20 protein-coding genes and 1 riboswitch are annotated in these 24,717 nt (G+C 42.4%); of the genes, 6 read left to right on the top strand and 14 right to left on the bottom strand.

Annotated features, from left to right (window positions below; genetic code table 11):
* Both A4245_RS04205 and A4245_RS04200 read right to left on the bottom strand, forming a co-directional pair.
* Positions 1–1,269 (bottom strand): alcohol acetyltransferase, encoded by a 1,269-nt coding sequence (locus A4245_RS04205; protein ID WP_067725980.1) that lies wholly within the window; start codon positions 1,267–1,269, stop codon positions 1–3.
* A gap of 156 nt (positions 1,270–1,425) precedes the next feature.
* The gene (locus A4245_RS04200) at positions 1,426–3,030 is read right to left on the bottom strand and encodes a sodium:solute symporter family protein (protein WP_067725978.1); all 1,605 of its coding nucleotides are present in this window, start codon (positions 3,028–3,030) and stop codon (positions 1,426–1,428) included.
* Positions 3,031–3,170: 140 nt separating this feature from the next.
* A riboswitch (SAM riboswitch) is annotated at positions 3,171–3,275 on the bottom strand.
* Positions 3,276–3,499: 224 nt separating this feature from the next.
* Here A4245_RS04200 and A4245_RS04195 point away from each other — a divergent pair.
* Complete coding sequence (locus tag A4245_RS04195; RefSeq protein WP_067725976.1) at positions 3,500–3,766, top strand: hypothetical protein; 267 nt, start codon at positions 3,500–3,502, stop codon at positions 3,764–3,766.
* Positions 3,767–3,860: 94 nt separating this feature from the next.
* Here the strand turns inward: A4245_RS04195 and asnB are convergent, their stop codons facing one another.
* Positions 3,861–5,798 (bottom strand): asparagine synthase (glutamine-hydrolyzing), encoded by a 1,938-nt coding sequence (gene asnB / locus A4245_RS04190; RefSeq protein WP_067725974.1) that lies wholly within the window; start codon positions 5,796–5,798, stop codon positions 3,861–3,863.
* Between the two features lie 151 nt (positions 5,799–5,949).
* A complete protein-coding gene (locus tag A4245_RS04185; RefSeq protein ID WP_067725972.1) occupies positions 5,950–6,471 on the bottom strand; it encodes a sigma-70 family RNA polymerase sigma factor in 522 nt (173 codons plus the stop codon).
* 305 nt (positions 6,472–6,776) lie between these two features.
* Here A4245_RS04185 and A4245_RS04180 point away from each other — a divergent pair, with 305 nt between their 5' ends.
* Both A4245_RS04180 and A4245_RS04175 read left to right on the top strand, forming a co-directional pair.
* A complete protein-coding gene (locus tag A4245_RS04180; protein WP_067725970.1) occupies positions 6,777–8,237 on the top strand; it encodes a phospholipase D family protein in 1,461 nt (486 codons plus the stop codon).
* Positions 8,238–8,645: 408 nt separating this feature from the next.
* Positions 8,646–8,894: a GlsB/YeaQ/YmgE family stress response membrane protein gene (locus A4245_RS04175; RefSeq protein ID WP_067725968.1), complete on the top strand. Its 249-nt coding sequence runs from the start codon at positions 8,646–8,648 to the stop codon at positions 8,892–8,894.
* A gap of 124 nt (positions 8,895–9,018) precedes the next feature.
* Here the strand turns inward: A4245_RS04175 and A4245_RS04170 are convergent, their stop codons facing one another.
* The 10 genes from A4245_RS04170 to dacB form a co-directional block, all read right to left on the bottom strand.
* A complete protein-coding gene (locus A4245_RS04170) occupies positions 9,019–9,837 on the bottom strand; it encodes an ABC transporter permease (RefSeq protein WP_067725966.1) in 819 nt (272 codons plus the stop codon).
* Between the two features lie 11 nt (positions 9,838–9,848).
* Positions 9,849–10,790, bottom strand: coding sequence for an ABC transporter permease (locus tag A4245_RS04165; protein WP_067725964.1), 942 nt, complete (start codon positions 10,788–10,790; stop codon positions 9,849–9,851).
* A 16-nt stretch (positions 10,791–10,806) separates the two neighbouring features.
* Positions 10,807–12,372, bottom strand: a complete 1,566-nt coding sequence (locus A4245_RS04160; RefSeq protein WP_067725962.1) for an ABC transporter substrate-binding protein — start codon at positions 12,370–12,372, stop codon at positions 10,807–10,809.
* A gap of 22 nt (positions 12,373–12,394) precedes the next feature.
* Positions 12,395–13,360, bottom strand: a complete 966-nt coding sequence (locus tag A4245_RS04155; protein WP_067725961.1) for a P1 family peptidase — start codon at positions 13,358–13,360, stop codon at positions 12,395–12,397.
* A gap of 27 nt (positions 13,361–13,387) precedes the next feature.
* Positions 13,388–14,410 carry an ABC transporter ATP-binding protein gene (locus tag A4245_RS04150; RefSeq protein ID WP_067725959.1) on the bottom strand — a complete coding sequence of 341 codons (1,023 nt, stop codon included), beginning with the start codon at positions 14,408–14,410 and terminating at the stop codon, positions 13,388–13,390.
* A complete protein-coding gene (locus A4245_RS04145) occupies positions 14,400–15,428 on the bottom strand; it encodes an ABC transporter ATP-binding protein (RefSeq protein ID WP_067725957.1) in 1,029 nt (342 codons plus the stop codon). Before A4245_RS04145 ends, A4245_RS04150 begins: the two co-directional genes overlap by 11 nt.
* A 132-nt stretch (positions 15,429–15,560) precedes the next feature.
* The gene (locus tag A4245_RS04140; RefSeq protein ID WP_067725955.1) at positions 15,561–16,787 is read right to left on the bottom strand and encodes a M20 family metallopeptidase; all 1,227 of its coding nucleotides are present in this window, start codon (positions 16,785–16,787) and stop codon (positions 15,561–15,563) included.
* A 421-nt stretch (positions 16,788–17,208) separates the two neighbouring features.
* Positions 17,209–18,810, bottom strand: a complete 1,602-nt coding sequence (locus A4245_RS04135; RefSeq protein ID WP_067725953.1) for a glutathione ABC transporter substrate-binding protein — start codon at positions 18,808–18,810, stop codon at positions 17,209–17,211.
* Positions 18,811–18,832: 22 nt separating this feature from the next.
* Entirely contained in the window at positions 18,833–19,897 is a 1,065-nt protein-coding gene (locus A4245_RS04130; RefSeq protein ID WP_067725951.1) for a M42 family metallopeptidase, read from the bottom strand.
* 358 nt (positions 19,898–20,255) lie between these two features.
* Positions 20,256–21,791, bottom strand: coding sequence for a D-alanyl-D-alanine carboxypeptidase/D-alanyl-D-alanine endopeptidase (gene dacB, locus A4245_RS04125; RefSeq protein ID WP_067725949.1), 1,536 nt, complete (start codon positions 21,789–21,791; stop codon positions 20,256–20,258).
* Between the two features lie 430 nt (positions 21,792–22,221).
* On the opposite strand from dacB, the gene A4245_RS04120 reads away from it, so the two are divergent.
* The 3 genes from A4245_RS04120 to A4245_RS04110 all read left to right on the top strand — a co-directional run bounded on the left by A4245_RS04120 (position 22,222) and on the right by A4245_RS04110 (position 24,558).
* Entirely contained in the window at positions 22,222–23,007 is a 786-nt protein-coding gene (locus tag A4245_RS04120) for a glutamine ABC transporter substrate-binding protein (RefSeq protein ID WP_067725946.1), read from the top strand.
* Between the two features lie 169 nt (positions 23,008–23,176).
* Positions 23,177–23,839 carry an amino acid ABC transporter permease gene (locus A4245_RS04115; RefSeq protein ID WP_067725944.1) on the top strand — a complete coding sequence of 221 codons (663 nt, stop codon included), beginning with the start codon at positions 23,177–23,179 and terminating at the stop codon, positions 23,837–23,839.
* Positions 23,836–24,558 carry an amino acid ABC transporter ATP-binding protein gene (locus tag A4245_RS04110; protein ID WP_067725942.1) on the top strand — a complete coding sequence of 241 codons (723 nt, stop codon included), beginning with the start codon at positions 23,836–23,838 and terminating at the stop codon, positions 24,556–24,558. The genes A4245_RS04115 and A4245_RS04110 overlap by 4 nt, the downstream gene beginning before the upstream one ends.
* The last annotated feature ends 159 nt before the right edge of the window (positions 24,559–24,717 follow it).

Below are 24,717 nucleotides of genomic sequence, written 5' to 3'. Positions count from 1 at the left end.
TCAATCCCCCTCATCGTTTGTTTCTATCGTGACTTCCATTCCCAGCTTACGCAGATTCCGAAAGAATTCCCGCTCCAGCAGTCGGTCTTTGGACAAATTGCCAAAAGAGAGATAAACATTTTGTTGAAAGCTAACCATCATCGCCTTTACTTTATTCCCGATGCTCGGTGGTGGGTAACACTCAATTCTTTCGACATGCTCCTCCAGTTCACTGGGCAGCTGCACGATTCCCAGGTTGGATAACCCACTTGTATATTGGCCTTCACCAAAAAAAGAATAGATTGACGGGGCGACGATATCTTTTACGGGTGATGGCATTAACCGCAGCACGAAAGAATTTTCGCTGATTACACTTCGCTTAATATACTGCTTTAACTTTTTCGGAGTGAGCAAACGGCTGAATTCAATTTTCAGCTCTGTGATGATTTCCTCAAATTCATATTCGCCAAGCCTTGCATCAATGGAAGGTGTTATGCTGACAAAAAAGTTCCGCATCGTTTCGCTTTCAAAAAAAGAACGCATATTAACCGGAACATTTATTACGATTGGCTTTTTACGTCGTGATATTCTTTCCTGAATCTTTAACAGACTATCAATATAAACAGCAGTCAGAAATATCGTGATCGATACATCATATGCTTTTGCTTTTTTCTTTAAAGCCTCCACATTTATGATCCCTGTCACAATATGATAATGCCCTTTTTTGTCGAGCTGGATTGGAAGCTTAAAGGACTTTCCAACAGGCGATATCGGGGCCGGAATATCTTTTTCATAATATTTTCGAAACGCATTCTCTGTTTCGGAATGCAGCTGTTCCTCGTTTATACTTTCCCGTTTCAGTGGCACTGATTCCTTCAAATGAAGGTAATTGGCCATAAGTACGTGCAAAAACTTAAGCGCTCCTGTACCATCCGTAATACTGTGTGATAATTCCACGGCAATTCGCTTATTGAAATATAATATCCGATATGGGAAGGAACCTCGCCTCTTAATGGAGAGGCTCATACATGGATAGTAAATTTCCTCTTCCACCTTTGGAGTCTGGTTCGTTCCTTCAAAATAGTACCAAAAGAAGCCCTGCTTTAATTGAACCTTATAAAAAGGAAATCGCTCCAGTGTTGCTTCAAGCGCTTCCTGGAGAAGTTGCGGCTCGATCGGCTTGGTAAGCGTGACGGACACCCTGAACAAGGTGGTTGCTCTGGAAGATATTATGGATGAATATAGCTTTCCTGCATTATCAAGTCGGTACCACGATTTCTCATCTTTCATCAATTCTGTCTCCTTTAACGGATACGGTTTAAGTGTATAATACAGGTTTAGACAAATTGATTCAAAAAAGAGGACCATTTGAAGTCAGAAAAAATCGCCAGTTACCCCGATTTCATTCGACAATTACCGACAAAAACCGGGGAGTGACAGGCACCATCAAGAGACGTCACTAATTACCTGTTCCTCTTTCTGCGGCCGGACAAATCGTATCGCAGAAATAAAGAAACATAATACCGCAACAAACAGAACCATTCCAAATAATCCATTATCATAAAGCGCCTGGAAATAAATGACATTTACCAAAGTAAATAGGAGTGCACCGATTATAGCTGCATAACCAGCCCGGTCCTGTTTTTGAATGACCCAGTCCGATTTTCTGCTTGCTAATGTTACCAGTGTGATTGTTAAAATATTAACTGTACTTCCAACCCAGACCGGATGTATGTTCAGGTAGAATTCCTGTGGATGCCAATCGCCGAGGTAATACCAGGATAGTCCACTGAGAAACCCAGTAAACAGTGATGCAATAACTGCACGCTTGGTAACAACCGGCCAAAATAATGTTGCTACAACAGGTGCAAAGGTTGCACTGTTTCGGATTGTCCAAGCGAGTACATTCCACCATGCAGATTGCTCTGTCCGCAATAAACCAAACATAATCATTAAGGCTGTTAAAATCAGCAAGGATATTTTGGTATATTTGATTAATTGGTTCTCTGTTGCTGCCGGGTTTAATGCACTGCCTACATCGCGGCCGAGACTGGTCGCACCAGAGAATTGGCATGGTCCGCCCCATCCAAGTGCACAACCCCACACTCCTAAGAAAAATAGACCTACCAATGGTGCTGGTAAAACTTCCATTAAATATTGAGGAACTGCAATAAGGCCTGTTTGCGCATTCGGAATTACGACCGCTGCTGAGATACCGAACAAAACTCCTCCGATAATAAAGGGAATCGCCATAAAACTAGCAAGCACCAACCCTTTTTGTCCTTCTTCAGGAGATCTGGAGGATAATGCCATTTGGAATGCCGCTTGGGCAAGAATGACATTTACGAGAAAGGTTCCAAACCAGACGACGATCACCTGCAGTCCGACACTGCCGAAGTTAAACATTGCTGGTTGCTCCAAGGCCAGTGTGCGCAATCCATCGATTCCCGGATTGATGAAAAAGGCAATACCTCCAATGATAAACATCAGCCCGAACAGGACCATATTCATCGTTTGGGTAAAAGCGATGGACCACATACCACCAGCCTGCAAATAGATGAATAGCAGTATAGCCGTAAATGCCACGGACATGCTTAGCGATATCCCTGTGAATACATGAACAGCCGAGGCAAATGCAATCGCTGTTGCAACCGACCACATCGGAAATGCAAAAGCAGTGATCGCTCCAGAGACACCTTTTGCTGTACGTCCATATTTATCACCGATCAAACCAGTGATTGTGACAAGCATTTTTTCCCGGAAAGACCGGATGATCAATAGGGCGATAATCGTTATCTGTACAATTTCCGCCACACCATACCAGATTGCTGATACACCGGTTAAATAGGATAACTCAAGAATGGATATAAATGTAGAACCCGAAAATAAACCGGTTATACAAAATGCCACGATCCATTTATTGAAATTCCTGTTACCAACAAAATAACTGTCTTTCCTGGTCAATCTCCGTTTGGCAAGCTGCCCAGCAATAATCAATGCAGCAGTATAACCGATAGCTAAAATAATGATCCATATCCCGTACGTTGTCATACTTTTCCTCCTTTTATGCAATAAATCTATGCATCTTGTCATATGGAAGAACAGGGTCTGCTCCTGCTTTTTGTTTGAAAAAGCATACAAAAAACCCGCTTCCATCAATAAGAAGAGGGTTCGTTTAAACCGATTTCCTCTTCCTATCTACCAGACAGTTGTCTGATGGAATTGGCACAGTACTCATATAGAGCCTGCTGCCGAGGTTTCAAAGGGCCATTTCCCTCCACCTCTCTTGATAAGAAGTTCATTCATCTAAGTTACCTTGATTCCCGTACATTGTCAATCTATTTTGATAATTTTCTATGTAATTGCATCTCTTATACTATTCTTACGGGGGGATTAATCTGTGCCGAACAGAACAACCAGTGCGCCATTTATTTCTCAATCCAGGTCAATAGCCCAATAGTTCCATTAGGCAGATGCATAGGTTATTGGAGAAAAGAAATATAGAAGTGAGGGTTGATTGATGAATAATTTTATTTCAGAAACAGGAGACCATGGGGCATATCCGTATGCCGAATACCGTTCTGAACCAGCGTATTCGGTTGAAGGTACTTCTCAAGATTACAGATTTCCATTCGTTCCATTAGTCGGCGGCATTGCAGGTGGGCTGCTTGCAGGTGCACTTTTCTATCCACACGGTGGAGGATATTATTATCCGCCTTACCCGCCATATCCAACATATCCACCATATGGCTATTACGCTCCATATTATCCTGTATATTATAGGTAATTCTTTGATACTATAGCTCGTTCATCAAAAAAGGAAGCAGAAGATTTTTTCTGCTTCCTACTTACTATTATGAAGAAATACCATTTAGTTCCCTTTACACAGTTGCTTCACTTAGCAGCTCCTGCTCCACCTTATCATCACCAACAACCTCATTTTCCAGCCTGCTTAACTCACCAACATCATATTTACCTTCAACGAATATCTGATGCCACAGCATAAACATCAACACAGTCCATATCTTCCTGCTGTAGTCACCTTTCCCATGACAGTGGGCTTCGAGTAAGCCTAGGACGAATTTCTTTTCGATCAGGTGCTCTGTACAGCTTTCGTTAATAAGATTTTTTGCCCAGCCATTGATTTCATCCTTTAGCCAATGGCGAATCGGCACTGGGAATCCAAGTTTCTTACGATGGAGGACATGATTGGGAATAATGCCGCGGGACGCTTCCCTTAAAATGTGCTTCGTCGTTCCATTGGCAATTTTCATATCCACAGGAATTTCATTGGCCACTCGGAAAACCTCCGTATCGAGAAAGGGGACCCTCAATTCCAATGAATTTGCCATCGTCACACGGTCTGCCTTCAGCAAAATATCCCCGCGCATCCATGTATGAATATCAATATATTGCATTTGATTTACAGGTGGATAATCAGCAACATGGTCAAAGAGCTTCCCTGTAATATCCCTATACGACAGCTCAGTTGAATACGTCTTTAATAACTGCTGCTTTTCAGCTTCCTCAAACATTTTCGCATTTCCGATATAGCGTTCCCTCAATGGCGTTGTTCCCCGTTCCAGGAAGCTCTTCCCTTTCACGCCGTCAGGCAGAACTGCAGCAACCTTTGCCAGCAATTGTTTGGCTGGTGACGGGATGTTTTGGAACATGCTAAGCGAATCCGGCTCACGATAGATATTATAGCCACCGAATAATTCATCCGCACCTTCTCCAGACAATACCACTTTTACGTGCTTCCGCGCTTCTCTGGAAACGAAGTATAATGGCACACAGGAAGGGTCTGCCAGCGGATCATCCATGTGCCACATAATTTTAGGGAGTTTTTCGATATATTCCTCCGGCGAAATCATATAGGAGATATTTTCAACGTTCAGTTTATCTGCCGTTTCCTTCGCTACATCAACCTCTGAAAAACCATCTTGCCTAAACCCTACAGAAAATGTCTTTATATTCGGGTTAAATTCTTTGGCCAAAGAAACAATTAACGTTGAATCGATACCTCCCGATAAAAATGAACCGACAGGAACATCGCTCCGCATATGCAGCTTTACCGATTCGTACATGACATCCTGAATCTTTTTAATCCACTCATTTTTCCCTTTTGTCTTTGGAGAAAAAGTGGCTTGAAAAAATCTTGTGAATGCAATTGGCTCACCAAGCTTTTTTATAAAGTAATGGCCAGGTGCCACCTTTTGGATTCCGGTTGTCATCGTCAACGGCTCCGGTACATATTGAAAACTTAAATAGTGCTGCAGAGCTTCTTTACTGAGGATTTCCTCCTCAAGAAGCAATGTGATACTTTTTTTCTCCGAAGCAAAAACCACAGCAGCCGAATTTTCATGATAAAATAACGGCTTAATTCCAAATGGATCCCTCGCGCCATATAGAGTCTTACTGTTTTTATCCCAAAGTATAACCGAAAACATGCCTCTCAAATATTGAAATGCATTCTCTCTATATTTGGAAAACATTGCTGCAATGACTTCGGTATCTGATTCTGTTGCGAATGAGAAGCCTTCAGCTGCCAGACGTTCACGCAATTCTACGTAATTATATATCTCGCCATTGAAGACCATCCAGATGTTTCCATCCTCATAGCTTAATGGTTGATTACCGCTCTCTATATCTATAATGCTTAATCGTCTGAACCCCATTGATATGTAGGTATCAAAATAATAGCCCTCATCATCAGGACCCCGATGTGTGACCATATTATTTTGCATTTCAACTAAGCGCTTATCTCTCTCATTCAATTCTGTCGGACTATTAAATACCATACCTACAAAACCACACATAATGAAATTGACCCCCTATTCATCAACATAAATTCACCATGATACAAATATCATACCATATAAACTTAAAATTTTTACATTTTTAAAAATATTATCAATAAAGGTTTATGTATTGTTCTTCATCCAGAATACTGTTGGAAATCGAATGCTTCTAATCCACCCCTCCCTCCCAAAAATCCGCTTTTTTTAACTTTCTCCTTGCCTCTTTCCCCCAGCTTTTTACCGCATCGGCGGACATACCTTCCATAATATGGAACTTCACCCATTTCCATTGTTTATCCGAGAGCTCGTCCTTTACGTTTTGCCAAAAATCCCGATCAGGAATTTGAAAACTCTCTGCCTTTATGATTGGATAGGCGGCTCCTGCACTTTGGAAAAGGTTGCCATCATACAGCTGTGCACTACTTCTTCGTACACACAGCTCTTCTTTCTCCTGTTCCCTGTTCTGCTTTCTCATGAGGTCAATCATGCGGTTGCGAATGGTATAGTTGAAGTATGTTGCCAGTGTTCCCTTATCAGGCTGATAATTTTCGTATGCGTTCCACATGGCGACAATACCTTCCTGATAAAACTCATCATGTGGATCTCGAATGTTTAGTTTTCTCATGTAAAAGTGAATTCTGCGCTCATTGTGCTCAAAAATCTCTTCAAAGGTTACTTTCTTTTTATCCATATACATCCCCCTTTGTCGCTAAAAAGCAACTCTTTTTAACTATGCCTTCACCTATATAATCGAAATAAGTGTTGCCCAGGGGGTGAATATTCGAAAAGTTTTTTGTAAATTTTATCACATCGTCATACATATGCTTTTTCCCGTTCAAATAGAACAGACTCCCAAGCCGCTTCCTAAAGTGTAATTATCCGTCATAAAGGGTAAGTTAATTAGAAAGCTAGGCGCTCCCGCGGGCCTTCGCTGCATTTTTGCAGACCTCACCTTTCCTTGTCTGCAAAAACGAATTTACATAAGGGAGAACAGTCATGAAGAAAAAGAGAAAAGGTTATCAGAAAAAGCGATGGCTTGGGGCTGCGATCGTTTTCCTCTACATATGTACGCTCATCTATCACCAGCAGAAGCCGCTGCCTGAAGGAATTTCCTATGCAGGGGATACCCATATGCTTACAGAAGATGAGATTGAGTTTTTATATGACCTGACCTACCCGAAGGATGGTCAGGAAGTCTATGAACATGAAATTTTCGATGAAGTGTTTGCAATGATTGAACAGGCAGAGGAATTTCTTATTATTGATATGTTCATGGTTAATGAATTTTCCGATGAAGGCAGGGATTTCCCCAAATTAAGTTCCTCCTTTTCACAAAAAATCAGGGAGCAGATGGAAGCACATCCCAATCTGAAAGTCGTTTTTATTACCGATGACATCAATCGGACCTATAACTCGCATGAGGCCGAGCACATTGATTATTTGACAGATTACGGAGCGGAAGTCGTCTATACCGATCTAACGAGACTGCGTGATCCGAATCTGCTTTACTCCGGTGTCTGGAGAATGTTTTTCCAATGGTTCGGCCAGGAAGGGAACGGCTGGCTACCGAATCCATTTGGAGAAACTTCCCCCGATGTGACAGCCCGCTCTTACTTGCAGTTATTGAACGTCAAAGCAAACCACCGAAAAGCGGTTATTACGGAAAACCATGGACTTGTATTATCAGCCAACGCGCATGATGCCAGTGGGTTTCATTCCAATATTGCCATCAAAGTGAGGGGGCCTATTATAAAAGACATGGTCGAATCCGAGCGGGCAGTGGCTGCTTTTTCCGGTGGTGATTTAGATGCCTTCCCGACAGAAGAAGACGTGAATGCATCGATATCGTCCGACACACAGCATGATGCTGCCATTGCTGCCAAAATTGTGACTGAACAGGAAATCCAAAAAGATTTTATACGTGCTCTGGATCGAACTTTAGTGGGGGATGAGGTTTGGATTGGTATGTTCTATCTTTCTGACAGGGATGTAATCGATGCCATCCAGCGGGCAGCTGAGCGTAATATTCGAACAAGAATTATCTTAGATCCGAATGCCTTTGGTTCACAAAAAATCGGCCTTCCGAATATACCTGTTGCACGTGAACTGCTGGAACGCTCCGATGATACGATTGAAATCCGTTGGTACAATACAAATGAGGAACAGTACCATTCAAAAATCGCATATATCAAAAGTGATGTGGAAAGCTATGTCACTGCTGGTTCCACGAATTTCACTTCAAGAAATCTTGATGACTACAATCTGGAAAATAATATCAGCATTACCGCTCTTTCACACAGTGCATTCATCCAGGATATCGACAGCTATTTTCAAAGGATATGGTTTAACGAAGATGCAGTGTTTACGCTCGTTTACGATACACAGGACGATGCAATCACCCCTATTAAGTATGGAATATATTGGCTGCAGAAACTATTACGGTTTACCACCTATTGATTGAACAAAAGCGCAAGCGCCTGTTTAGGGACGTACGGACTGCGCCCCGAACTGTGGGGTGGTTCGACTTGTCGAACATTCCTACGTAGGAGATAAAGGAAACACGACGAACGGAGAGAGTCGATGTTGACTTATCGTACGGAGGCGAAGGAAGTCTCGGTAGTCCCTGGGCGCTGGAGCTGGACGTGGCCGTTTATGTGTAAGAATTAATTGCTGCCAAAATTTATGCTTTCTTATTTTTTTAGAAAACTTGCCTTATGCTCTTTACCCAGGGCAATCACTTTCGTTGTAAGTTTCAAATTGGAAGGTTTGTGCTTTTTCTATTTTCTGATAAAATAATTATCCGTTTATAAATCCAAAGAATAGGATATACAAGATAATACATCATGATATAAAGGAGAGATGGAAATGGGATTTATTTGGAGTTTAATTATTGGTGGTATCCTCGGTTGGTTGGCTAGTCTAATCGTTGGAAAAGATATACCAGGTGGAATTATCGGTAATATTATTGCAGGTTTTATTGGTGCTTGGCTTGGTTCTTCACTCTTAGGAGACTGGGGACCTGAAATTGGAGATTTCTTTATTATACCGGCTTTAATCGGTGCGATCGTATTGATTTTCATTGTAAGCCTGATTATGAGAGCAGTGAGGAAATAGCCTATTTAGTTAGGTGAAACAACCTTGCAGAGGTTTTCAGTTATTATAACCATCTAAAAAATATGGCTGTCCAGAAAGTTAATTCTGTGTTTCACTAACTTTCTGGACAGCCCCTTGTTATTTATTATGATTTCGAACGGGGATCCATGATATCTCTAATCGCATTACTCAATAGATACAACCCTAAAACTAAAAGCGTGATGGCACCGCCTGGCGCATAGGTATACCATGGGGAACCAATCAGATAGGCCTGTGCATCCTTCAGCATTCTTCCCCAGCTCGGATCTGGCGGCTGAACACCCAAACCTAAATAGCTAAGTGCTGCTTCAGCTAACATCGCCAGGGCAAATGCAATCGATGCAGCTACAATGATTTGCGAAGAAACGTTCGGTAAAATATGACGGAACATAATCTTATACACATTGACTCCAATCAGTTTGGATGCTGTGACATATTCCGCTTCCTTCTGCTGAACAAACCCGCTCCTTGTTACCCTTGCAATACTTGGAATCGCAATAATACCGAGAGCTATCGATGTATTTATAATTCCCGGTCCGAAAACAGCTACAAGCATGAGGGCTAAAATGATTCCAGGAAAGGCCATGAGTGCATCCATGAACCGCATAAAAACCTCATCTATCCATCCACCTGTATAACCCGCGATACCACCGATTAATACACCGAAGAACACACCGATGGCCACTGTCAGTATCCCTACAATAAATGCTGTTTGGCTCCCTTTTAATATCCTGCTGAAAATATCGCGTCCGAATTCATCTGTACCAAAGATATGCTTGCTGCTTGGTTCCTGAAGTTTGTTTGGGATATCCATCGAATTAACATCGTAAGGAGTGTAAAAGAAACTCACTACCATCATGCAAAGGAAGACAAAAAGGATCAGCGACCCCAAAACGAGATTTATATTTTTGATATATTTACACATGTTGGCACATCCTAACGCAACCGGATCCTTGGATCGATGACAGAATATAAGATATCCACTACAAAATTAATAAAAACCACTGTGATCGTGATATACATAACGATTCCCTGTACCAACGGAAAATCGCGATAACTAATCGATGTTATCAGCAATTGCCCTATTCCCGGCAATGCAAAGACTTGTTCTACAATAATGGTCCCTGCAACTACCTCTGCGGTAATCAATCCAAAAATAGTGAGTATGGGGATCAAAGCGTTTTTTAATATATGTTTATATACGACTATTCTTTCCGGTAATCCTTTGCTCCGGATGGTACGAACGTAATCGAGCTGCATTTGGTCTAAAATAGAAGTCCTTACATAACGGAATTTCACGGCGATTTGTGGAATGGCAATCGTTAAAGCGGGCAGAATCAATGTGCTTAATGCACCCTTTATACTTTCTGACCAAGGAATATATCCGTTAATCTTAAAGAAATCAACGTTCATTCCAATATAAAGAATAATGATCATTCCCAGCCAAAAAGATGGGATTGCCATTCCTAATTGTGTCACAGAGGATAACACGACATCACTAAATTTCTTTTGCCGTTTTGCCGCAAATATTCCTAAAGGGAGTGCAAAGAGTACAACGATGAATAATGCCATACCCGCTACAGACAAAGTAACAGGCAACCGTTCCATCAACAGGACGCTTACCGGCATCGAAAACCGAATCGAATTGCCTAAGTCACCAGTGAATATTCCGCGAATCCAATCAACGTACTGTTCATGCAAGGGACGATTTAAACCCAGCTCATTCCTCAAGCTTTCAATTTGCGTTTCATCCGCCTCTGTCCCCAGCATGGTGCGTACCGGATCTCCTGGTAATATTTGAAAAACGGAAAACGTAATGACTGACACGAGTGCGACAGTAATGACAAGCAATAGTATGCGGCGAATGATGTAAAACATAGTACCAACCCTCTGCTTAATCGAATTTGACTTCTTTCATATCATGGAACCAGAATGGGTAGCTCTTTAATCCTGAAATATTTTGCTTCGATCCCCATAAAATCTGGTAGTCCGCGATATAAACTGCTGCTGATTCTTCATTTAAGATTTCTTGAGCCCGGTGGTAATAGTCGATTTGCTTTTCTATTTCCGTTTCTTTTCGTACGTCTGCCATTACCTGATCGAATTCCTGATTATCAAAAAGGAAGAAGTTTTCTGCATCATTGGTTGAAATATAGTCATCTAAAATCTCGTATGCGGACGGTCTGCCCGTTAAATCAATCGTTGTCAGTTCATAATCACGTCCAAAATATACACGCTCTAACCAGATGCCCCATTCCACTACTTCGATTTCTACATCAATACCAATTTCTTTTAGATTTTCCACTGCGATTTGGGCAACGCTGGAGTACAAATCATTGTGGGAAGAAACCGTAATTTTCGTTTCAAATCCATCTGGATAGCCAGCCTCCGCCAACAGTTGTTTGGCCTTCTCCACATCACGCTGATATACATCCTGGAGCCCATCAAGATAATATTCTCCCATGGCAGGACTCATATTGGAACCGATTGGAGTTGCATAACCAGAGAAAACAGAGTCAATAATATCCTGTTTATTAATTGCCAGGTTAATCGCCTGGCGAACCTTCATATCTTTAAAAGGCTCTTTTTCTTGATTAAAGGTGATGATTAATGTCGAGTTGTTATTTTGATGGGAAATGTTAAAGCTGTCCTCCACCTCTGAAACACGATGGCCTGGAACACCGGTCACATCTACTTCTCCAGCCAACAGATTCATTACGGCTGCCTGGTCATCTGATTGGAAGACAAATGTCACATTATCCAGATAAGGTAATCCATCCTGCCAGTAATCTTCATTTTTCGTCAGCTCAAGGTTTGCACCTGGTGAATAGTCAACAAAGGCAAATGGGCCAGTTCCAATCGGATTTTCATTATGTTCGCCATCATTACTTTGTGGTATGATCGCTGATTGTAATGCAGTTAAAGAATAGAGGAAATTGGAATGTGCTTCTTTTAATGTCATTACAAATGTCTTCTCATCTGGTGCATCAATGGACGCGACATTATCAAAGTTACCGGATAATTTTTCTCCGCCATTTAGCCCCATCAAACGTTCAAAAGTGTATACAACGTCATCAATGGTTAATGGCTCTCCATTATGGAATGTCACATCATCCCGAATCGTAAACGTATATGTCAACCCATCTTCAGACACTTCATAGCTTTCTGCCAATCCTTCCGTTAACGATCCGTCTGTTTGCGGAATAAATAAACCTTCAAACATATTTAGAATCATTTGAAATGAAATCGATGCTGTTGCACGATGCGGATCCAGGAAGTCTGGATCGTCATTAATCCGTACACGAATTTCCTGCGCCTGATCTGATGCTCCTGCTGTTGCTTCAGAGCCGTCTTCACTCTCCGTTGCTTTTTCGCTTCCTTCTTCTGAGTTGGAACAGGCACTAATGAAGAGCACGGCCACTAACAAAACGATTGTCAACCAATATTTTCTTTTTGACAAATCAATCACCCCTTTTATATTTTTAATCGATGAAGCTGGAATAACTTTTCATATGGTTAATCGGTTCTGCTGCTTTAACGCCCTTTAAAATGGCTTTTTCCATGGTTTCCGCCGCAAGTGTGCCCAAATAATCGACCGAATACTCTTTTGTGCCTGTCCCTAATACAAAAATCGCATCACCATCGAACATCGTATGAACGGGAAAGATGACTCTTGCCAATGCATTCTGAGTTAGGCCGGCTATTTTTTTCGCCTCCGCTTTGGTCAGTTTTGCATTCATGGCTACGACACCAATTGTCGTGTTTGTTCCTGCTTGGGCTTTTGAAGAAACGTTTCTTTTTATGTAGTCAATACTATCGATGAATTCCGATGTTTCCGGATCCCACGCACCTGCAAGGAGGTTGTTTGTTTGTGGTTCTCGGATATCTCCAACCGCATTCACTGCAACGATCGCTCCAACGATTAAATCTTCCGCACCCTCAACCGAACTGCTTCCTAAGCCAGATTTCATCGCAAGCTCAGGTCCTGCCAGTTTACCAACCGTCGCCCCGCAGCCAGCACCTGCATTACCTTGGCGAAAATCCCCAGCCTTTGCCATACTTGCCGCCTTGTATCCCATTTGGATGTCCGGTCTTACGTTTGGATCGCCAACATTGAGATCAAAAATTACGGCCCCAGGAACAATTGGCACTTTTGCCACTCCTACGTCAAATCCGACCTGCTGCTCTTCCAAATACTTCATCACTCCAGATGCCGCTTCCAATCCGTAAGCACTGCCGCCAGACAAACAAATGGCATGAACTTCCTGAATCGCATTGATTGGGTCAAGTGCATCTGTTTCTCTTGTTCCGGGTGCAGACCCGCGTACATCCACCCCGCACACAGCACCTTCCTCTGTCAAAATGGCTGTACAGCCTGTTAATGCATGGTCATCTTCGCAATTCCCCACTTTGACACCAGGTACATCCGTAATATTGTTATATCTCATTCATTGATCACCACACTCTCCATTCATTTATACTTGAACCATACTGGAACCCAAGTTTTTCTCTATCTCTTCCTTATCATCATATAAAAAGCATGCAACCTGCTGCTGTTCATTGATTTCTTTTAACTGTGGTCTTTCTTGTTTGCATTTTTCCATTGCAAATGGACATCGTTGATGGAACGCACAGCCAACTGGTGGATTTACAGGGCTTGGCAATTCACCTGTTATCGGAATTTCCTCCCGCTTCTGATCAAAGTTAACAACGGGAATGGCCGAAAGTAACGCTTTCGTGTAAGGATGTAAGGGATTAGCATAAAGTGAATCCTTTGATGCAATTTCTACGATTCTTCCTAAATACATCACCGCAACCCTGTCACTAATATGCTTAATCACACTTAAATCGTGGGATATAAATAAATACGTTAAACCAAATTCATCCTGTAAATCCATCATTAAGTTCAGCACTTGGGACTGTATGGATACATCAAGTGCGCTCACAGGTTCATCTGCAATAATAAACTTGGGATTAATCGCCAGCGCCCGGGCAATTCCAATGCGCTGCCGTTGTCCCCCCGAAAACTCATGAGGAAGTTTCTTCAAGGCTTCCTCAGACAAACCGACCTTTTCGATCAATTCCAGAACTCTTTCTTTCCGTTCTGACTTTGTGAGCGTTGTATGCATTTTTATCGGCTCTTCGATAATCTTTTCGATTTTCATCCTGGGATTCAGGGAACCAAATGGGTCCTGAAATATCATTTGCATTTGGTTGCGATAGATCTGAAGTGCTTTCGATTTCAGTTTTTCAATATGCTGACCTTCAAAAATAATTTCCCCATCTGTTGGCTCTTCCAGCTTCAAAATCGTACGTCCCAAGGTGGATTTGCCGGACCCGGATTCTCCTACTATCCCGAGGGTTTCTCCTTTATAAAGGCTTAACGAGATATCATCTACCGCTTTTAATACGGCTCGTTTTCCCAATTTAAAGTTTGCTTTGACTGGAAAATATGTTTTCAGATGAGACACCTTTAGCAAGACTTCTTTATTGGCCAAGGGCTTCACCGCCTTTCATGAACGGAAGATGGCAGCGAACTTTATGTCCATCTGAAATATTTTCGAGCTCTGGTGCAACTAATCTGCATCTTTCCATCGCAAATTCACATCGATCCGCAAAACGGCATCCTTCTGGAAACATATGTGCAGGTGGAACATTTCCTTTTATGGATGGTAATCTTCTCACATGTTGATCCAGATTCGGCATCGTTTTAAGGAGAGCCATCGTATAAGGATGGTTTGGATTCAGAAATAATTCTTTAACTTCTGCTTCTTCGACAATTTGTCCACCATACATAACAAGTACACGATCGGCTGTTTCTGCGACAACTCCCATATCATGAGTAATTAATAGAATCGAAGAGTTAAATGTATCTTTCATTTTTAACATCAACTTCAGGATCTGGGATTGCACGGTTACATCTAAAGCGGTTGTCGGCTCATCTGCTATCAATAATTTAGGATTATTTGACAGTGCTATTGCAATCATGACACGCTGTCGCATGCCTCCAGACAATTGATGGGGATATCCATCAATGACCTTTTCAGAGTTAGCAATCCCAACGATATTTAATAACTCGATTGCCTGTTTTCTTGCTGATTTTTTAGACAGGCCTTGATGATAGACAAGGGATTCGATGATTTGATTACCAATCGTGAATACAGGGTCAAGGGATGTCATCGGTTCCTGAAAAATCATCCCGATCTCATTTCCTCGTACTCTTCTCATCGATTTCTCCGGTAAGGAAAGCAACTCCTTGTCATCCAGCTTAATCGAGCCGCTGACAATTTTCCCTGGAGGCATCTGGATCAGCCTCATAACAGATAATGAAGTGACACTTTTCCCGCTGCCTGATTCACCGACCAAAGCGACTGTTTCACCTTTATGTATAGAAAAATCCACGCCGTCGACGGCCTTCGCAACCTTTTTTCGGTTTATATCGAAATAGACCTTTAAGTCATTAACCTCGAGCAGGACTTCTTTATGCTTGTTAGTTTCAACTGTTGACGATTTCATTTCAGGTCCTCCCCGGAATTTGAACTACAATAATCCTTGCCGACTCATGCTTTATAATTTAGCGGATAGGAAAACTATTTCATAAGCGCAACTTAGGACTGTCACCGAAAGGCTTGATGACAATCTAGCTTTCTAATCATTTTCCCTGTTTAAGAAGCGCAATGCCGCCTCCCGGTATATCGCTGTTGTTTCAGCCAATTCCTCAATCTCAACATATTCATTTAATTGATGTGGCACGTCCCGATCACCAGCACCAATTGTCACAATTGGAATGCCATGTACATGTAAAAATGTCCCATCTGTTGCACCTGGCACACCGTTATAAACAGGTGTTTTGCCAGTTACACCTTTCACTGCTTCATATACTGCTTGTACGACTGGGTCGTCTTTTGACGTAGCGGTAGGCGGGCGATTATCGACGACGGTCAATTCTGCACGAAAATCCGCATCTTCCGCTTTAAGACGATCCACAATGGAATATATCTGTTGTAATAAATCATCATGATTTTGAGCGGGGACGGTGCGTATATCCAATGTCAGCATGCAATGGTCAGGAATAACATTAATTTGGGCTTCCCCTTTGACTGGAGATTGAATAATGGTCGGTGTAATGGAAGGCCATTTTAACAAGGGGTCTTCCCCATATCTTTCTTGCTCGTCCTTTTCCAGCTTTTCCAATTGAACAAGCAACCTTGCCAATCGCCAATTGGGATTGATACCGCTCCATGATATAGCGCCATGGGCCATTTTTCCGTAAATATCGACTTGTAATCGGATTGCACCTCGTTGGGCAATGCAAACCTGATTTTCTTCAGGCTCACAAATAATGGCCCCATCGACTCCATCTGCCCAGCCCTGTTCTATGAAATGTTTGATGCCTTGCATGAGACCCTCTTCGTCACAAGGAATGCAAAGGATAATTTTACCGGTAAATGCAGCCTGATCTAATAGAATCGAGTGAACGGCTGTAATCATACAAGCCAGATTCCCTTTCGTATCATTCGTCCCACGTCCATACATTTTCCCTTCAACAATCTCCGCACCAAACGGATCATATTCCCAACTCTCACGATTCCCCGCAGTTACAACATCTGTATGTCCTTCAAAAAGCAGGGTTTTTCCTGGTTTCCCTGAATCGACAATTCCAATGACATTCGGTCTGCCAGGTACTACTTCTTCCATATGTGTCTCAATCCCAATTCGATTTAAATAATTCGCTACATAGCCAGCAACTTTCGCCTCATTGCCTGTTGGGTCGTTTTCCCGGTAAACACTGGGAATTCTTACAAGTTCTCTCGTTAATTGAATAACTGCCTCCCGATCTCGTGCGTATGTTTCCTCGGGATATAATTTTTTCAAAAGACATGCTCCTCGCTATTTTTACATAATATTCGGATATTTATATATATTATATAGGAATAAGGCAATCTAGTAAATAGTTATTTTAAATCGAGGCGGGAGAGTACTCTGTCATATAGGAGAGCTGTGTCGCTTGTCAGGAAAGAGCGACGGACGGGCGGGAGAGCAGCGTCTTTTCTTCGGAGAGTCCCCGGCCAGGCGGGAGAGGGAATCCTTTTTTCGGGAGAGCGCAACATCTATATGGGAGAGACTTGCATAAGTCGGGAGAGAGCAACTGCCAGCCGGGAGAACTGCGTCATTTCCAGGAGAGTTCCCCGAACTTGCGGGAGAGCGATCCTAACTTCTGACACTTACAAAAATAAGACAGCAAAATAAACAAAAAAGCATAGGAGCGTTTTGAAACGCCCCCATGCTTTCTGCTCTATTCCTCAATATAAACCTCTTTCAATTGCAGCAGCTGTGTAGGCAACTGCGACAATCCTTTCACTTCATCCCTTACTCCCAATAAATATTCCTGGTGAAGCAGGTATACGAATGGTGCTAGTTCTACTAGTTTTTCCTGTGCTTTGCTGTATAATTCTAGTCGGACCTCAGGGTCGGCAGTTTGGCGTGCCTCATCCAGGTAGCTGTCCAATTCTTCGTCCACTGTAAATGTTCGGTTTCCTGGTGCTCCAAGATTGTCGGAGTGGAATAATGGATACATTCCGTTGTCGGCATCGCCTGTAACCGTTGTCCAGCCGAATACCATCATTTCATGTTCACCTTGTGCGGTTTGCTCCAGCATTGCTCCCCACTCAAGCACTTCCACTTCCAGGTCGATTCCGATTTCTGCAAGCTGTGCCTGGACATTTGTCGCAGTATCCATACGCTGGCGATCATCATTTGTCCAGATTGTTGCGGAGAAGCCATCTCCATAGCCAGCTTCCTCCAATAATGCTTTTGCTTCCTCTACATCGTATTCCAGGCCATTCAGATCCTCATCATGGCCAAAGATTCCTGGTGCTAGTGGTCCTTTTGCAGGGATCCCAACTCCATCATAGATTCCGTTAATAATCTCTTCTTTATCGATAGCCATGGAAATCGCCTGACGGACCCGAACATCATCAAATGGCTCTTTATCCATATTGAATCCAATGTATGCAAGTGATGAACTTTCCTGTCTTTGCACATTCGTTCCATCCGTACCTTCAACTTGTGCAACATCAGATGGACTCAGTGGAGTCGTTACATGTGAATCACCTGTTGTTAATTCGGAAATACGAGTTAGATCCTCAGAAATCACTTTGAATGTTATAGAGTCAAGCAGTGCAGGTTCATCCCAATAATCTTCATTGTTTTCTAATACAATGGATTGTCCACTGTTCCATTCCTGAAATTTGAATGGACCAGTACCGATTGGGTTTTGATTAATTACGGTACCAGGCTGTTCACCATTTTCCATTGCAGCGTAGTCTTCTTCAATTTGTTCCTTGGATACCATTTGTCCACCTGGATGTGCTAAATGTGCAGGAAGTGGAGCAAAAGGAAATTCTGTGATAAATCGTACCGTATACTCATCAACCACTTCAACTTCTGTTACCATGTCATACATAAATGCAACCGGCGCTCCGATATCCGGATCCAAAATACGTTCGATGTTTGCTTTTACCGTTTCGGCATTGAACGCTGACCCATCATGGTATGTAACACCTTCGCGCAGCTTAAATTCCCATGTCGTATCATCGATCTGTTCCCAGCTTTCTGCAAGGCTCGGCTGCAGCTCCATGTTTTCATCCTGGATTACCAAATTATCATAAATATTAATGCGTACGTCTGCAGATGGCGTGTCATTTGTAGCATGCGGATCCAAGGATACCGCATCTGATTGTGTTGCAATGACAAGGTCACCACCACGTGTGCCTTCCTCCTGTGTCGTGCTGTCATCCCCAGCATTTTCATCCGGCTCACTTGCACAAGCGGCAAGCAGCGTACCTAGTACAAATACAAAAACAGTAATTAATAATGACTTTTTCAGTTTTGTCATGATGTTTTCCCTCTTTCAATTATTAAAATGTAAATCGTGTAGTTTCGTTCAGACTAAAAATAAATTCCTCTACTAGATCTTTTGTTGCGGCCATATCCTTCATACTAACAAGCTCAACTGGTGAGTGTGCGTTACGTGACGGGATTGATAAGACGCCGGTTGGGATTCCTTCATTTGCTAATGCAACCGCTCCTCCATCCGTACCGATACCAGGGAAAACTTCCATTTGATAGGCGATATTTTTCTGCTTGGCTATTTTCTTTAACTCATCTTTCATTGCCTTTTGTACAATCAAGCTAAAGTCCATTACCTTAATACCGGTCCCCGCACCAATGTGAAGTGTCTGGTCCATTGTTTCCTCCGGCGTATCACTGACCGCAGTCGTATCAATGGCAATGGCTACGTCCACTTCGGGCAGACGATTTATTCCCACCTGTGCACCACGCAAACCGACCTCTTCTTGAACGGTAAAAAGAAAAATGACCTCGCCTGCAAAATCCTTACCCTGGATTTCATTTAGAACCGCCAAGAGTACAGCACATCCTGCACGATCATCAAGTGCCTTGCCAATGATCATCTGATTATCTTCTTTTCCAATCACCTTCGTTTCGGTTGCCCATGTAACAGGTGTACCTAGCTCTACACCCATTTCCAATGCTTCCTCTTTGGTGGTTGCGCCAATGTCTATGTACAATTTCTGGTGGGCTCTGACTTTCTTCGGATCATCAAATTTCACAAAATGAGCAGACATTGTTCCGATTACCCCATCCAATTCTTTCTGTGTTCCAAGAACTTTTACAGGTTGTGCAAGTAAAATTCGGTCATCGTGTCCACCAAGCTTTTCAAAGCGAAGCAAACCATTGTCCTCTATCTTCTTAACAATAAATCCAACCTCATCCATATGTGCTGTAAGTAGTGTCGTCGGTCCGGGAGTGTTCCCCTTCTTCCTGGCGGTCACATTTCCCATTGCATCCACTTGAACATCCTCTACTTTATCCTGCACATAATCGCGAATAAAATAAGCGACATTTTGTTCATACCCACATGGTCCGTTCAACTCACTTAGTTGTTTCACAAGCTTGTCCATTCTTCCCTCTCCCTATGTGCATATCTGATTAAGTATTCAAAATTATCATCTTAATAAAACGCCACTAGTCGTCATATTTCGACAATTACTAACCATTTTATACCGAACTCCAATCCAAATCAATCAATATGGTGCCTGTCACTTCCCGGGTTTTGTCGTATTTTGTCGAGAGGCTGAATTCGCTGATAAATTTAAAAAAATTGCTGATAAATCTTAAAATTCGCCGTTATAGATTGGGTTATCAGAAAAAGCTTATCGTATAACCTGCCCCCCTCCCAACCTCGCAGCTGTTCCGCATGCCGACCAGCGACAAAAAAACCGTTCCTCCCCATCAAGCGAAGAAACGGCCTCCTCTAATCTATTCCCCAAACGCATGTCCTGCAAGCGCAGTGGCAATGGCATCTTCTATAGCCCGCATACTGCTGCCCGCACCCAGGTAGTTATTAATCATCACAGTAAAAATTAATTCTTCTCCGTCAGCTGTTGTCACATAGCCTGACAGCGTTGATACTCCAGAGAGTGACCCTGTCTTCGCTGTCACATTTCCTTTAGCAGGTTCTGAGGTCATGCGGTTACGCAATGTACCTCCGACAAATCGCTCAGACTCACCGGCAACCGGTAAGGAATGTTTGAATACTGGATACCAGCTTTTATTCTGTGCCTCGTACAGCATCTGGGCAAGGTCATTCGCTGGAATCATATTTTTATGCGACATTCCAGATCCATCACGTAATAGGATCGTATCACCATTTACACCAAGGCTTGTCACGACATCCTCCATCACCTCAAGTCCTTTATCCCAGCTGCCTTCACCATAAACGACTTTCCCCATCTCTTTAGTCAGAACTTCCCCATGCCCATTGTTGCTTAATTTCATAAAAGGTATCAGTAATTCTTCCAGCGGCATGGACTCCTTGGATGCAAGTAATCTTGCATCATCGGGAGCTGCTGCAAATTTTTCCTCCAACTCACCAATGAACTCCATTCCCTGTTCTTCTAATGACTTTCCAAATACATCGAGTACATACCCAGTCGGCTCCCAGACAGAAACCCAAGACCGGGAAAAAGTTCCACCAACTGGCATCGTTCCTTCTATTATAATATTGTTTGATCCATGTTCCCTTTCAATCGAAATATTTTTACTTTCCCCCGCTGCAGCCATTTCTGTGTTATTAACGATTGTTACATAATCTGTTTCAGGAGTCACTGACACCACTGCCTGTCCGCCGGCTTCCTCTGCAGCCTTAACTTCCACAATTACTGTTCCCGCATCATAATCCGTGTCCGGCGAAAGTGTGAGTGCAGAGATTTGTGCACCCGTATAGAAAGGTTCATCCGACCAATTTAAATCCTGAGAAAGTCGGACATCATCATACCACGTATCATCTCCAATAAGATTGCCTTTAATTTTGCTTATGCCCTGGTCTTTTAAATCTTGTGCAAACTGATCGAGATCCGCTTTCAGTAAAGTTGGGTCACCTTTTCCCTTTATGTAAAGATTTCCATGCAGTACATCCCCATTTACCTTACCGTCAGTCAGTACTTCTGTGCTAAACCTGTAATCCACTCCTAGTGTCTCCAATGCAGATGCTGCTGTAAGTAATTTCTGGTTCGATGCCGGATGCAGGCGAATATCCCCGTTTTGAGCAAAAAGCAATTCACCTGTCTCTGCATGTTTGACACTGACCCCAGTCACCGTACCTTCCAATCGCTCATTATCGAGTATTACTGCCAACTTTTCTTCCAATGACGCACTCTCGTCAAACTCAGCTTGTGTAATTTCTTCGGAGGCATTCACAAATAGCGCTTCTTCCTGTCCCATGAAAGGAATCACAGCCAAAGCTCCAATTAGGATCAATAGCAGCCTTTGTTTCAAGTAAGACTTGAATTTCATCAACATTCACATCCTTTATAGTTTGAATATTTTAATTATACAGTAATGTTATTATGATAGGAGAACATTTCTATTAAAGGCATCGATAGACCCAGATAAAATTTTCGACAGTGTATTTGGTCTGAAGTCGAAGCGACTAGACTGAAGCTCACAGGCATTGCCGGAAAATCTTGCTATGGTCTATTTATAAGTTTTCCCCCCTCTCCGAATACCTCTTCCTCGTCAGATTATTTCCTGCAATCCAGTAGTATATGCCAGTTATCACCAACAAATCTAAGCATTTCCTATGTTATTTCTCCATCATCCTAAATAACGCTCCTTTTTCATGAAATATCACTTAATACCCAATTTTCTAAAAAATCAATTCCTTGTTAATATTATAGTTGTCACTTTTAACATAGTAGAGATAAAACAAAGGGGAGATTTGTTCATGAAAAATAGAAATTGGAAACTTCAGGTTAGTCTATTATCGTTCATGCTGATTCTGATCCTAGCAGCATGTGGCACAAATAATGAAGCAACAGGATCAGAAGAACTGGCAGATACATATACCGTTGTATCGGATACATCCTTCGTTCCATTTGAATTTATGGATGATGGGGAATATGTCGGGTTTGATATTGACCTGATACATGCAATCGCTGATGAAGCAGGATTCGAAATTGATATGGAAACAACTAATTTTGACGGAATCATTCCTGGATTACAGACAGGACAGTTTGATATTGCAATCGCCGGAATCAGTATTACGGAAGACAGAAAAAAACAAATCGATTACAGTGATCCTTACTATGAATCTGGACTGGCTATCGGTGTTGCGGCTGACAACGAAGACATTAATGGAATAGAAGATTTGGAAGGCAAAACAATTGCCACTCGTTTAGGATCCACGAGCGCATCCTATATCGAGGATAATATTGAGAATGCCGAGGCAAATCAATATGAGCAGTTGGACCAGGCTTACCTTGCTGTTGAAAATGGCAGTGCAGATGCAATTCTTTACGATGCACCAAACGTGAATTACTATATTCAGACACAGGGTGAAGGCAGCTTGAAGGTCGTTGGTGATCTTTATCAGGCCGAAGATTATGGTATCGCAATCACAAAAGGGGAAGAAGCTCTGGTGGAAGCGATCAATGAAGCGCTCGCAGAATTACGTGAAAATGGCACGTATGATGACATTTATGCGAAATGGTTTGGTGAACCGACCGAATAAATCAGCCATGGGAAAAAGCGGATCTGCACCAGGCCTTTAGGCAAACGATTTATGCAGCAGAAAAGTTTCAATATTATAAGCATCAGGCATTACTTCTAAGAATCTAAAAAATCTAAGGATAATCTGAGACAGGATTACCCTTAGATTTACTATATTAAGAGGTGGAAAAATGGTAGGTAGATTTAATTGGGCGGGTGTAATAGATTTTTTACCACAACTAGGAACAGGTCTTTATTACACCCTGTTAATTTCAATCGTCGGTCTTTTGATCGGATTTATTTTAGGCGGCATTTTTGGATTGGGACGGGTTTCCAAAAATAAAATCGTTTACGGTATTTCTTCAGTATATATTGAAGTGATACGCGGCACACCGGTACTTGTACAGGCAATCTGGATATTCTTTGCACTCCCGCTGATTACCGGATACAACATGGACTCTGTGACGGCGGGGATCGTTGTGATAGCCTTGAACTCGGGAGCATACATCGCTGAAATCGTACGTGGTTCTGTACAATCAATAGAAAAAGGACAAATGGAAGCGGGTCGATCACTCGGTTTGAATCACGGGCAGACAATGCGCTACATTATTTGGCCCCAAGCATTCAAGCGGATGATTCCCCCACTTGGGAACCAGTTTATCATCAGTATTAAAGATACATCCCTGTTATCTGTTATTCTTGTTCCGGAGCTGATGTTTCAAGGGAGACTGATCGCATCGAACCATTTTAATGCCGTGGAAATCTATACAACGGTTGCCGTTTTCTATCTGGCTATTACACTGTCGTTGTCCTTTGTATTGCGCATTATCGAAAGAAGGTTGGATATTAAATGATTAAAGTAAACGATTTACATAAACAGTTCGGAGATAATGAAGTGTTAAAAGGGATTGATTGCCACATCCAGCCCACAGAGGTTGTCTGTGTGATCGGCCCGAGTGGCTCGGGAAAAAGTACGTTTCTGCGCTGCCTGAATATGCTTGAGTCCATTACAAGCGGGGAGGTCGTTGTAGACGGAAAAAACTTAACCGACCCAAAAACAAATATCAATTCGGTACGTACAGAAATCGGAATGGTTTTCCAGCAGTTCAATCTGTTTCCACATAAAAATGTAATTGAAAACATTATGCTTGCACCCCAAAAAGTGCGCAAGCTGACGACGGAAGCTGCCAGAGACCGTGGCATGAAGCTGCTTGAAAAAGTAGGCCTTTCCGAAAAGGCTGAACAATATCCAGGACAATTATCCGGTGGACAGCAGCAGCGGGTGGCAATTGCCAGAGCTCTTGCGATGGAACCCAAAATGATGTTATTTGATGAACCAACTTCCGCATTGGACCCCGAACTTGTCGGAGAAGTGCTGGAAGTAATGAAGCAGCTGGCAACTGAAGGTATGACGATGGTCGTCGTTACGCATGAGATGGGATTTGCAAGAGAAGTCGGTGACAGAGTCCTGTTTATGGACGATGGTGTCATTGTTGAAGAAGGAAACCCCGATCAACTATTTAACAATCCGCAGTCTGAGCGGACAAAGGAGTTTTTGAATAAGATTTTATAACAAGGGAGAGGGAAAGGTTTTATCTGAGCATCCGGTTCGTGATTTCCTGTAATCGCGGAATAGTCTACAGAATTTGCGAGGAAAATCAGATATTCACGGTTAAAATTGATATGATCTATAAAGGGACATCCCTTCTATATTATATAACAAAAGAGCCTG

It is taken from the genome of Oceanobacillus damuensis (genome assembly GCF_001618145.1).
GTDB classification, from domain to species: Bacteria; Bacillota; Bacilli; order Bacillales; family Amphibacillaceae; genus Oceanobacillus; species Oceanobacillus damuensis.
The sequence above is the reverse complement of the archived record's forward strand: the minus strand, read 5'-3'. Positions and strand labels throughout refer to the sequence as shown.